This window comes from Streptomyces silvisoli, from assembly GCF_029269905.1.
GTDB lineage: Bacteria > Actinomycetota > Actinomycetes > Streptomycetales > Streptomycetaceae > Streptantibioticus_A > Streptantibioticus_A silvisoli_A.
This window is the reverse complement of the sequence record NZ_JARJBC010000001.1, coordinates 124,677-136,549: the sequence shown is the minus strand read 5'-3', so window position 1 is coordinate 136,549 and position 11,873 is coordinate 124,677. Positions and strand designations below refer to the sequence as shown.

General features: G+C 69.4%; 9 protein-coding genes. 7 read left to right on the top strand and 2 right to left on the bottom strand.

Annotated elements, in window-relative coordinates:
- Positions 1 to 149: 149 nt before the first annotated feature.
- Positions 150 to 353, bottom strand: coding sequence for an SPOR domain-containing protein (locus P3G67_RS00595; RefSeq protein WP_276091648.1), 204 nt, complete (start codon positions 351 to 353; stop codon positions 150 to 152).
- Positions 354 to 791: 438 nt separating this feature from the next.
- Between P3G67_RS00595 and P3G67_RS00590 the strand changes: the two genes are divergently transcribed.
- The gene (locus P3G67_RS00590; protein ID WP_276091647.1) at positions 792 to 1,853 is read left to right on the top strand and encodes an alpha/beta fold hydrolase; all 1,062 of its coding nucleotides are present in this window, start codon (positions 792 to 794) and stop codon (positions 1,851 to 1,853) included.
- 84 nt (positions 1,854 to 1,937) lie between these two features.
- Here the strand turns inward: P3G67_RS00590 and P3G67_RS00585 are convergent, their stop codons facing one another.
- On the bottom strand, positions 1,938 to 3,374 hold the full coding sequence (locus P3G67_RS00585) for a DHA2 family efflux MFS transporter permease subunit (RefSeq protein ID WP_276091646.1): 1,437 nt from the start codon (positions 3,372 to 3,374) through the stop codon (positions 1,938 to 1,940).
- Between the two features lie 341 nt (positions 3,375 to 3,715).
- Here P3G67_RS00585 and P3G67_RS00580 point away from each other — a divergent pair, with 341 nt between their 5' ends.
- From P3G67_RS00580 to P3G67_RS00555, 6 genes are read left to right on the top strand one after another with little or no spacing between them, the layout of a single operon-like run.
- Positions 3,716 to 5,329, top strand: a complete 1,614-nt coding sequence (locus tag P3G67_RS00580) for an IucA/IucC family protein (RefSeq protein ID WP_276091645.1) — start codon at positions 3,716 to 3,718, stop codon at positions 5,327 to 5,329.
- The gene (locus tag P3G67_RS00575) at positions 5,326 to 7,014 is read left to right on the top strand and encodes an IucA/IucC family protein (protein ID WP_276091644.1); all 1,689 of its coding nucleotides are present in this window, start codon (positions 5,326 to 5,328) and stop codon (positions 7,012 to 7,014) included. Before P3G67_RS00580 ends, P3G67_RS00575 begins: the two co-directional genes overlap by 4 nt.
- Positions 7,011 to 8,267, top strand: coding sequence for a type III PLP-dependent enzyme (locus P3G67_RS00570; RefSeq protein WP_276091643.1), 1,257 nt, complete (start codon positions 7,011 to 7,013; stop codon positions 8,265 to 8,267). The genes P3G67_RS00575 and P3G67_RS00570 overlap by 4 nt, the downstream gene beginning before the upstream one ends.
- Entirely contained in the window at positions 8,248 to 9,588 is a 1,341-nt protein-coding gene (locus P3G67_RS00565; RefSeq protein ID WP_276091642.1) for an MFS transporter, read from the top strand. Before P3G67_RS00570 ends, P3G67_RS00565 begins: the two co-directional genes overlap by 20 nt.
- A gap of 41 nt (positions 9,589 to 9,629) precedes the next feature.
- Positions 9,630 to 10,364: a response regulator transcription factor gene (locus P3G67_RS00560; RefSeq protein ID WP_276091641.1), complete on the top strand. Its 735-nt coding sequence runs from the start codon at positions 9,630 to 9,632 to the stop codon at positions 10,362 to 10,364.
- Positions 10,365 to 10,374: 10 nt separating this feature from the next.
- Positions 10,375 to 11,838 (top strand): sensor histidine kinase, encoded by a 1,464-nt coding sequence (locus P3G67_RS00555; protein ID WP_276091640.1) that lies wholly within the window; start codon positions 10,375 to 10,377, stop codon positions 11,836 to 11,838.
- The last annotated feature ends 35 nt before the right edge of the window (positions 11,839 to 11,873 follow it).

The following is an 11,873-nucleotide window of genomic DNA, read 5'->3' as shown; positions in this document are numbered from 1 at the left end:
GCACTCTCGCGGCGATCATCTAAGCCGGAGGAATCAGCGATCCAGTCGCCAAGCCGGGGCCGACGCGTGCCGTGCCGAACGGGGGCGCACCTGGCACAGGCGGGGAGTTTGCGAGCAAGGCCTTCATCGGTCTTCCAAGGCGTGTACGGCTAGGGTGCCTGCTGGCGGTCGACCTTCTCGATTACGTAGAGCGGCCCGTAGCCGCGCGCCTGGAAGGCTTCACACACGCGCTCGGCCTCCTGGCGGGTGGCATAGCGGCTCACGCGGTAGCGGCTGCCGTTACCGTCCTGCCGGATGATGGCCCACGTCAGGCCGCCAGGCTCCTCCACATCGAGGGAAGAGGCGGTCCGCATACCCAAAGGTTAGGCCGCCTCGCCACTCCTGCCGCCTCTTCCCAGGCAAATCACCCCGATGTGATGAGTTATTGACGAAGCGGGCCTGCCCGACATAAGTAGCCAGACAGGACCAGTACCGCATCGGGCAACGTTCGCCCTGTCGGGAAGAACAGTCGAACGACCCGGACAAGTTCACAACCGAGTACGGCATGCGGAACCGGTTCTCGGCCTGTTGATCCGAAACTCAATCGGTTCCATTCGAGGATGTAGCGCACGTAGGGGCCGCGGAAGTAGCCGCGGATGATGCGTGGCTGGCACTGTCGCCGGTGGAAGAACTTGCCGGTATCTGCGACCAGTTGGGCTTCGTCACCAAGCCCGCTTCTGCATGGTCAGGCTGCGTCTGCGGTCGGCGTTGACGAACTCGTCGGGGTTCAACTCCGACGAGCCCTGCCGTTCGTGGCCACACAGCACTGGAGCCTGGCCACGGGCAGCCGGGTGGCGGTGTACCACTACCCGCCCGCGAACGCCGGTATCCGGCACCCCGTTCCGCTCGTGTACCTCAACGGCGGTCCGGTGCGCGGCATTTCGGTACTCGACCACCGGTTCCTGCAACTCCTGGCGCGGCAGGGCTACGACGTCTACGCCTACGAGCAGGCCGGTGGCGGACGCAGCGATCTGCTTCCCATGGGCCAGTACACGATCTCCAGGTCGGTCCGCGACCTCGGCGCCTTCGTCGACCGGCTGGGCAAGGGCAGGGTCGACGTCCTGGGATTCTCCTCGGGCGCGGTCGTACTCACCCGGGTCCTGGCCGACCCGCGCGTCGCCGCGCACGTCCACCGGGCGATCATCGCGGAGCCCGGCCCGATGGACGGCCCCACCGCGCGTATCACCGGGCACGAGGGTCGACCGTCCGCGCGTGGCATCGCACCGGCCATGACCGGACCGCGCTCGACGCAAGTCCCGCGCTACGCCGTCGCGTTCGGCCTCATGAAACTCGGGCTGCTCAGCCCCGACAGCGGGCTGGTGGGACAGGCGGAGGGTGACAACGCGTTCACCGCCGCCGATCTCGGCAGCGACACCGCGTCCGGCTACTGCGCGCGGGACGCGCGCCGCATTCCCATCGAGGACACCGCACGGAACTTCTCCTTCAGTCCCGCCGCCAGCCTCCGCGTCCAGCAGACGGTCATGGACTCACCCTCCATCGCCCCGCAGTTGAGGCGCTCCCGGACGCCCGCGATGCTGATGATCGCCGAGTGCTCCTCCCAGGTCCGGCAGTGGGAGACCGCCGTCCTCGCCGACGATCCCGCCATCCGCCGCACGCAGTACATGCCCGGAGTCGGGCACCACATGTGGAACGGTCTCGACAACAACGAGCAACGGGCGCTCGCCGCCATCACCGCGTTTCTCCAGGACAGGCCGGCGCCCTGCCGAACTACCCGACCCGTGGTGACATCCCCGCCTTCCTCCGCGACCACAAGTGACGAGGGCCTGCAAGTGGCAATCGACTCCCAGCCTTGAGCGATCAACAAACTCTCGCTTCCCGGCGCAGTACCGGCCCGGAGCCGGTCGGAGTCCGGTGGTACGGCTTGGTGGGACCGAGGTTCATCCGGGGTCAGGTCGCTGGCCCCTGCGCTGCGCGGCCACCAGCGCGGACGCGGGTACCAGGCCGCACACGCTGACCGCGATCAGCGCCCAGTAGGCGACATCGACCGCGTGTGCCCTGGACACCGGAGCATGGCTGTGGGCATGGGACAGGCGGGACATGAGCAGGACCGGTGCCGCCGTCCCCAGTGAACCGCCAATGTGCTCAAGTGTGTTGAACTGTGTGCTCGCCTGGCCGATGTGTGCGGGCGGCAGCGTCCGGTACGCGGCCGTCATCGCCGGATACAGCGCCAGCCCGACGCACGCGCCCCGGAGCATCGTGGCGGTGATCAGCCACCAGTACGGTGTGGTCGTCGTCAGGAAGGCGAACGGAAGGGTGGCGAGCAGTACGGCGCCGCTGCCGACCAGCACGGAGGCGCTCCCGATCCGCTCGAACAGTCGAGCGGACAGCCACAGCGCGGCGGCCGTCCCCAGCCCCTGCGGCGCCACGAGCAGACCGGTCCGCCAGGTGTCGTCGCCTCGGACGCTCTGCAGATACAGCGGGAGCAGGATCGCTCCGCCGAAAACCACGGCGCCGGTAGCCAGCGTCGACTGCGCGGCCGCTCTGAACACCACGTTCCGGTAGAGCCGCAGATCCAGTAGCGGGCTGCTGCCCCGAAGCGACCACACGACGAAGGCCGCCAGGAGCGCGGACCCGGCGCACAGCGGGACCACCACGTCCGGGGAGCCGAGCCCGCTGACCCGGCTGGCATCGGAAAGCGCGTACACCACACCGGCCAGTCCGGGGGAGACCAGTAGCAAACCGACCACGTCGAGCGACGGCTTGGGACGGGACGGCCGAGGCTCGACCAGCCGACAGGAGAGCAGCGTCGCGAGGACGCCGACCGGCACGTCGAGGAAGAAGATCGAACGCCATCCCAGGCACTTCAACAACCCGCCGCCCATCAGCGGCCCGACGACCGAGACCACCATCAACGGAATCCCGAGGGCGGCCAGCGCCCTCGGTAGCCGCTGGGGTCCGGCCGCGGTGACCAGCATGATCCGGCTGACCGAACTGATCAGTCCACCGCCAGCGCCCTGCACGGCACGGATGGCGACGAGCTGCCATGGAGCGTCGGTCAGACCACACAGCGCGGTCGCGGCGGTGAAGACGCCGAGCGCGGTCGCATGGACCCGCTCCGGGCCAAATCGCTGGGTGCTCCAGCTGCTTGTCGGGACGGCCGCCGCGAACGCCAGGAGATAGACCGTGACGATCCACTGCGCGGTCCCCAACGGCATGCGCAGGCCGGTGGCCAGCGACCGCAGTGCGACATGGACGATGGACGAATCGAGGTTGAGCATGACCGCACCCATCAGGACGACGAACATCGTCAGGCGCAACTGGCTGGACCATCTCTCGCCCTCCCCGGCGGACGTGGAGGCTCTACGTTTCTTCATCGCGATCGCGGCGCACGCCGGCCCCCTCCCCTTCACGTAAGCGCTGATGAGAGCCAATAGGGTGATTTGTCGTATGCGTAGACTCGCTGATGCAGATGGACTCCGCTCCGGCATGCCGAAGGGAATCCATCGAAGGGGGGAAAGTGGCGGGTGTGAGTTGACCGGTACTCACGTTCGCGCGAACACGACGATCGGCGCGGGTCGCGCTGCCGCAGCCGAATTCTTGGTCTCGTGCTGGCCGTCCCCTGGCATCTTGCTGGCCCTTTGCTCACCCGGCTGTCCCTAGTGTCGGTGCTATGCCGTCAGCGGCGAAGCGGTCTGTGAACGGGTGGAGGTGGAGCGTGCGGGACACAGTGGTCGACGAGGTCAGAGCGGTGCGCCCGGAGCTCGCCGAGGCGTTCTCGGCGGAGCTGCCGGGGTCGCGTGCGACTGTTCTCGGCCGGTTGTGGGGAGCCTTGGCGCGCGAGCCGCTGCCAGGGGTGCGGGGTGTGCGTGCTCAGGAGCAGACGCTGATAGTGGAGTTGGGGCACCGTGGCCGACTGGTGGGGGACGCGGCGTGTGCCGAGCGTTTCGCCCAGGTGCCGTCGGACTTCTCGGTCGAGGGGCCGTCGGGACCGATCACGGATCCGGTGGAACTGCTCGCGGCCATGGCGCCGAACACACCGAGGGCGCGAGCGCTGGCCGACGAGTTGGGCAACAGCGTCGTCAACCTCGCTTTGGCGCGTGCCGCTGCCGGTGGGGCACCACGCCCGGTGAAGAACTCCATCGACGCCGAACAGGCGGTGGTCGACGGTCATCCGCAGCATCCGTGTTGCCGCACCCGTATCGGGCTGTCCATGGCGGAAGTACTGGCTTACGCGCCGGAGCACCGGCCCGTGGTCGATCTCGCGCTGTTGGCCGTTCCGGTCGACCGCTGGCTGGAGGCGGGCAGGTGGCCGGAGGAGTTGCGGGAGGGCGGGACGGTTCTGGTCCCGGTGCACCCGTGGCAGCGCGATCATGTGGTCCCTCGGTACCCGGATCTGTTCACCGTCGATCGACGGATCAGCTCCCGCCCGCTGCTGTCGCTGCGTACCGTGGCACCTCTGGACGCTCTGCCAGGCCATCACATCAAGACCTCCTTGGACGTCCAGGTCACCAACTACCGGCGGACGATCTCGCCTGCGGAGGTCACCGATGGCCCGGTGCTGTCGGACTTCGTGTCGGCCGTGGTGGACAAGGCAGGTTACGGCGGGTGTCTCGGCATCCTGCGCGAGGTGGGTGGTGGTGCGGTACGCGTCGGAGGGCTCCCCTGTCCGAGTCTGGCGGTGATGGTGCGCGAGTCCTACGAGCGTTTCCTCGGCCCCGGCGAGGTCGCCGTGCCGCTCACCGCTGTCCATTCCACCGGTGCAGCTGTGGTGTCGGGAGAAGCCGCGACGTGGCTCGTTGACTTCGCCGAGTTGGTGCTGCCCCCCGCGTTGACCCTGCTGTCCATGGGAGTCGCGTTGGAGGCCCATGGCCAGAACACACTGGTGGTACTGAGCGAGGGGCGGCCGGTACGGGTGCTGTACCGGGACCTGGACGGTGTCCGGGTGAGCCCGGGGCGCTTGGCCGAGCACGCCTTCGAACTTCCGCCGCTGGCTGGTGACCGCGCGGGCGACGACATCCAGGCCCTCCGAAACAAGTTGTTCGGCGCGTTGCTCAGCGGGGTGTTCAGCGAGCTGGTGTCCGTGCTCTGCCGTGCGCGCGGGGCCGACCCGGGGACGTTGTGGGCCTCGGTCGCCGCCGTGGCGCGGCGTGTCTACGCCGATCTGCGGCCCGACAACGGTGATGAAGAGGCCTTCTTCGGCGAACACTGGCCGCTGAAGGCGACAACGGCCATGCGGCTCGCCGACGAGCCGGGAAAGGCACAGTGGGTGGGCGTCCCCAACCCGCTGGCCAGCGCGCGCAATCGTGGCCGAGGAGATGACGCCAGATGACCGTCCCGATCGTTGTGGCTCCGGCCGGTACACCGGCGCAGACCGCTGGCACCGTGACCGCCCACACTCTGATCAACTGCCTCATCCGTGAGGTGTCTTCGCCCGAGCGCCAGGTCGTCGTCGCGAACGAGCACCTGCTGGTGCGCCTCCCCCGCCGCGGCGTCCTGCTGCGAGTTCCCCTGCGCCGCGTCTCGTTGATCGGTGCGCACAGGTTCAGCGGACCGGTCGAGCGCCAGGACGGTGCGGTATGGTCCGCGCTCGAATGGGATCAGCTGGCCGCTTTGGTCCGTGACGAGTTGACCTTGCGCACGGGCGTGGACAACGAGGAGTTCCTGGGCCAGGTGGCCGCGAGCCACGGGACCGTCCGCGCGGTGCTGGAGGCCCGCGGCGACCTGGCGGCGCCGTCGTGCGCGTACGTCGCGTCGGAGCAGTCCCTCGTCTACGGCCACCGATTCCACCCCGCCCCCAAGGCCCGCGATGGGGACCCCCAGGACTGGCTGGCGTACGGTCCGGAGACCGGTTCACGTTTTCCGCTGCGCTGTCTCGCGGTCCGCGCTGACCTGGTGCGGGCGGAAGGTGACCACAGCGCCCTGGACCGGCTTCACCCGGCGGCGCCGGGGTTCCGCGTGCTGCCCGCGCACCCGTGGCAGTTCCGGATGCTGTCCGCGAACGCCGCGTTGCGTGCCGCACTGGCCCGCGGCGATGTCGTGGACCTCGGTCCCGGCGGGCCGCCCGTCGCGCCCACCTCTTCGGTGCGCACCGTCTACGAGCCGGACAGCGATGTGTTCTTGAAGTTCAGCTTGAACGTCCGGCTGACCAACTGCGTGCGCAAGAACGCCTTCTACGAGTTGTCGGGCTCCGTCGCCCTGAACCGGATCCTGCGGCCGATCTTCGCCGGACTGGCCACCCGGTACTCCGGTTGTGCGCTTCTGGCCGAGCCCGGGTACCGCACTCTCGGCCTCGGGAACGGCCGCGGCGATCGAGAGGTGGTGGAGGGCTTCGGCGTGATCGTGCGCGAGGGCGTACGGAAGCATCTGCTGTCCGGCGTCACACCGCTGCTGGCCGCCGCCGTCGCCGACGAGTATCCGAACAGCCCGGCGCACATCTCACACCTGCTCGCCCGCGCCGACACCGATCCGCTGGCCTGGTGGGACGACTATCTGCAGCTGCTGCTGCCACCGGTGCTCGCCGCCTACTTCGAGCACGGCGTCGTCCTGGAGCCGCATCTGCAGAACGTCCTCATCGGGGTGCGCAGCGACGGTCGGCCCGCTCAGGTCCTCTTCCGCGACCTGGAAGGAACCAAGCTGGTCCCGGACCACCACCGTACGGCCCTGGCGGGGCTGGACGAGGAGGTGCGGGGGCCGCTCAGCCACAGTGCCGAACGCGGTTGGGACAGGGTCGTCTACTGCCTTCTGGTCAACCACGTCGCCGAACTGCTCGGCGCGCTGGCCGACGTCAGCCCTGGTCTGGAGCCCGCGCTGTGGGGACTGGTCCGCGACCACCTCGGCTGCTTCGCGCGCACGGCAGGTGACCCGCCGCGTCTGCGGGCACTGCTGTCGGGCGTGCCGCTGCCCGCCAAGGCCAACCTTCTACTGCGTTGGGCGCGCAAGGCGGACCGGTACGCGACCTACGTGCCGTTGCCGAGCCCGCTCGCCGCCGACTTCCCACGAGGTGCGGCGCTGTGAAAACGAGGCTTCTGCAGCACATCCAGGGCCTGTCCGATGACCAACTGCCCGCCTATGTCTACGATCTGGCCGCCCTGCGCAGTCACACCCGCACGATCCGGTCCGCGCTGCCCGACCGCGTGGAACTGTTCTACGCGGCCAAGGCCAACTCCGATCCTCGGCTGCTGCGCACTCTGGGCGAGCACGTCGACGGATTCGAGGTCGCCTCGGCCGGTGAACTGCGGCACGTCCGGCGCCTGTTCCCGACGTCCCGCATCGCGTTCGGCGGGCCGGGCAAGACCGCCCGCGAGTTGTCGCACGCGCTTGAGGCGGGTGTCGAGCGCGTGCATGTGGAAAGCCAGCACGAACTGCGCGTCCTCACCACACTCGTCGGCGAACGCACGGTGGACGTACTGCTACGGGTCAACCCTCCACTTCCACTGGGCCGGTTGCCGCTCGTCATGGGGGGCCGCCCGAGCCCGTTCGGCATGGACCCCGCGCAACTCGATGCCTGTCTGCGGATCCTCGCGGCACACCCGCGGATCCGGCTGCGCGGTGTCCACGCGCATCTGGCCAGCGGCCTCGACGCCCCCGCCCAACTCGCCCTGGTCGAGCGCGTCGTCGGATGGGCCGCCCACTGGACGCGAGCACACGGGCTGCCTCTCGACGAGGTCAACGTGGGCGGCGGCATGGGCGTCGACTACGAGGAGCCCGAGCGCGTCTTCGACTGGTCGGCCTTCGGTACCGGTCTTCGCCGCCTGCTGGCCGACCACCCCGGACTGACGGTGCGCATCGAGCCGGGCCGCTCCATCGGGGCGTACTGCGGCTGGTACGTGACGCGCGTGCTGGACGTCAAGCGTAGTCACGGTGAGGCGTTCGCCGTGGTGGGAGGTGGCACCCACCACCTGCGTACCCCGGCCACCAGGGGGCACGACCAGCCTTTCGAGATCATCCCTTCGGACACCTGGGCGTGGCCCTGGCCGAGGAGCGCGGTCCGCTTGGAACCGGTGACTTTGGTCGGCCAACTGTGCACCCCCAAGGACGTCCTGGCCAGCCGCGTGCCGGTGGTCCGGCTGCGCAACGGTGACCGCGTGGCGTTCGCCATGGCGGGGGCGTACGCCTGGAACATCTCCCACCACGACTTCCTCATGCATCCCGAGCCGGGCTTCCACTACCTGGACGACGAGCGGCTCCCCACACCTGCGGCAACCACCGCGGACTGTCAGTGGTCAGTACAGGGCACTGGAGAACGACTTGTCCGACACGGTGACTGAGCGCTCCCAACCCAAGGCGCGGCGCCCCGGTCAGCAGGCACTGCGCACCCTGGGCAACCGCAACTTCCGCCGCTACGTGATCGGACAACTGGTGTCCAACGTGGGCACCTGGATGCACCGCGCGGCCCAGGACTGGCTGGTGCTCCAACTCACCCACCACAGCGGCACCGCAGTCGGTCTCGTCACCGCCCTGCAGTTCCTCCCGCAGACCCTCTTCGGGCTGTGGGGCGGCGTGATCGCCGATGCCTGTTCCAGGCGACGGCTGCTGATCGCGGCCCAGAGCCTGATGGCACTTCAAGCCCTCCTGCTCGGCGTTCTGACGATCAGCGGTATGGTGCGCGTCTGGCAGGTCTGCCTACTGGCCTTGGCCCTCGGTGCCGCGACCGCCGTGGACGGTCCCGCAAGAAACGCGTTCATCGGCGAGATGGTCCAACGAGACCAGGTGCCCAGCGCCGTCAGCGTGAACGCCGCCCAGTTCAACGCCGCACGCCTCCTCGGCCCAGCCGCCGCAGGGCTCACCATCGCGGCCGTGGGGACCGGCCCGGTCTTCCTGCTGAACGCCGCCTCCTACCTGGCGGTCCTGGCCGTGCTGGCCACCCTGCGCACCGCCGAACTGCACCCCGTCCCGCGCAGCGCACCCCACGATGTGCGCCTGACCGATGCGCTACGGCACATCCGCTCCAGCCCGGGCCTGCTGCTGCCGATCGCACTCGCCGGAGCCATCGGCACCTTCGGGCTCAACTTCCAGGTGACGATCTCCCTCATGGCCACCAAGGTCTTCCACTCAGGTGCCACCGCGTTCGGCTCCCTGTCCTGCGCCTACGCCGCGGGCAGCCTGCTCGGCGCGCTCCGTGGCGCGGACCGGTCCCGGCCACCCACCATGCGTCAACTGCTCTGCGTGGCCGCGGTGTTCGGGGCACTGGAAGCCGCGGTAGGCCTCATGCCAGTGCCCACCGCGTTCGCCGCCCTTCTCGTACCGACGGGCTTCGCCGCCGTACTGGTGACCACGATGGCCAACGCCATGGTCCAACTCAACGCCGATCCCCGCATGCGCGGTCGTGTGCTGTCCGTGTACTTCCTCGTCCTCCTGGGCGGCACCCCCATCGGCGCCCCCCTCGTCGGATGGGTCGCCGAAGCCCTCGGCGCCCGCTACGGCCTGCTCATCGGCGGCCTCACATGCCTGCTGGCCACGGCTGCCGTCCAGATCGCCGCCACCCCCGAGTGCCGTCCCGAGGTGCCCGGCGTCCCGGTCCCGCACACGACCGGGACGTCAGCCCACCGGGAAGGGGCCATGGTCACTCGAAAGAGGAAGTTCCCGTGACAACACCTCAACCACTGTCCGATATGTGCGAGTCTGCCCAGGTGCGCGTACTGCTGATTGAGGACGACGACACCATCGCCGAGCCGCTGGTCGAAGGGCTGGGCCGCTACGGCTTCGCCGTGGACCGGGTCGGCACCGGCGCCGCCGCCCTCGGCGCCGCCTCCCCCGACATGGTCCTGCTGGATCTCGGACTGCCCGACATGGACGGCATCGACGTCTGCCGAGCGCTGCGCAGCCGATCGGACGTGCCCATCATCATGATCACCGCACGCGCCGACGAGACCGACCGTGTGGTGGGACTCGAACTCGGCGCCGACGACTACCTGTCCAAGCCCTTCGGGCTCAGGGAGTTGGTGGCCCGGATCCGCGCCGTCACACGTCGCACTCGCCCCGCCGCCACGCCGTCCTGCGAAGAAGACGCGGGGCCGAAGGCCGACAGGACCTCGCAGCACATCGGGGACGTGGTCATCAACAGGCGGACCAGACAGGTCCACACGGGGGACCGGCCGGTCGCCCTCGCCCCGAAGGAGTTCGACCTGCTGGCACTGCTCGCCGACGACCCCGGCGCCGTGTACTCGCGCCAGCACATCCTCGACAAGGTGTGGGACCCGCACTTCTTCGGTCCGACCAAGACACTGGACGTCCACATCGCGGCGCTGCGCCGCAAGTTGGACCGCCCGACCTGGATCGAGACCGTCCGGGGAGTCGGGTTCCGCCTCGCCGTGCCCACCGACCCGCCCCACCCGACCGGCCCCCCGCGCACCACCCAGCAGTGACACCAGCCCCATGGTCCGACGCCTGCTGCTCAGCTACCTCACCCTGGCGTTGCTCGTCCTGCTCGCTTTGGAGATCCCCTTCGGGATCGTCTACGCACGCAGTGAGACCTCAACGGTGTCCACCTCGTTGGAACGGGACGTCGTCGTGCTCGCCGAACTCGTCGAAGAAGACGTGGAAACCTCTGACGCACGGGAACTGCCCGCGCTGCTCGCCAAATACGCCCACCGCGCCGGCACCCGCGTGACCATCGTCGACCGGCACGGCAACACGCTCGCCGACTCAGCGTCCGCAGCCGCCGGGCCCCACCGCAACCTCCTCCGGGCCCCCGACATCGCCGCCGCCCTCCGCAACCAGCGCACCAGCGGCACCATGCGCGACGCCATGCTGGGCGGGGAGGTGTACTACTCGACCGCCCCCGTGGCCTACAGAACGACGGTCGGCGGTGCCGTGCGACTAAGCGCCCCAACCTTCGAGACAATCAACCGTATCCACACGGCGTGGATGGCACTGGCCGCCGCCGCACTGGCCGTTCTCTCCGCCATGACGGTAATAGGGTTCGCGCTCGCCCGCTGGATCACCCGCCCGGTGCGCGAACTGGAACGGGCCACCGCCCAGCTCGCCGACGGATCCCTGACCGAACCACCCGCAGTCAACCTCGGCCCACCCGAACTTCGCCGACTGGCAAGCGAGTTCACCCGCACCGCTGCCCGCCTGCAACATCTGCTGCGTGCCCAGCACCGTTTCGCCGCCGACGCGTCCCACCAGCTCAAGACGCCGCTCACCGCCTTGCGGCTGCGCTTGGAGAACCTCGAACCCGACCTCCATCCGCACGCTCAGCACAACCTCGACAGCGCCCTCTCCGAGATCGACCGTCTCGTCCGCATGATCCAGGGCCTCCTTGCCCTCGCCCGCGCGGAGAGTTCGGAGACCGCCCCGGTACCAGTGGACCCCAACGTGATCCTGAGCGACCGGGCGGATACCTGGAACGCCTTCGCCACCGACCGTGGCATCGGCATCGCCCTCGCCGGGGACCGCGTCGGTCGGGTTTGGGCGGTGCCAGGCGCACTGGAGCAGATCGTCGACAACCTCCTCGCCAACGCGCTGCGCGCCGCTCCACCCGGCACGACCGTCACCCTGGCCCACTCAGTCGCTGCCGGCCGCGACTCAGGCCACGCATACGTGGAGATCCATGTGACCGACGAGGGGCCGGGGATGAGCGACGTGGAACGCGCCAACGCCTTCGACCGGTTCTGGCGCGCCCCGAACGCCTCCCCGGACGGTACGGGTCTCGGCCTGGCCATCGCCCAGCAACTCGCTCACGCCAGCGGCGGAGACATCGAACTGCGTCCCGCGGCCGGGGGCGGCCTCGACGCGGTCATCCGCCTGCGCCCGATCGAACCAGGACGACGCCACCGGCACCGGCCGTTTCCCGCCACACCGGACGAGCCGTCAGGGCGTGCTGCGATGGCTTGACCACGCGATGCGGTGCGATGTCTGGTGGGGCTGGT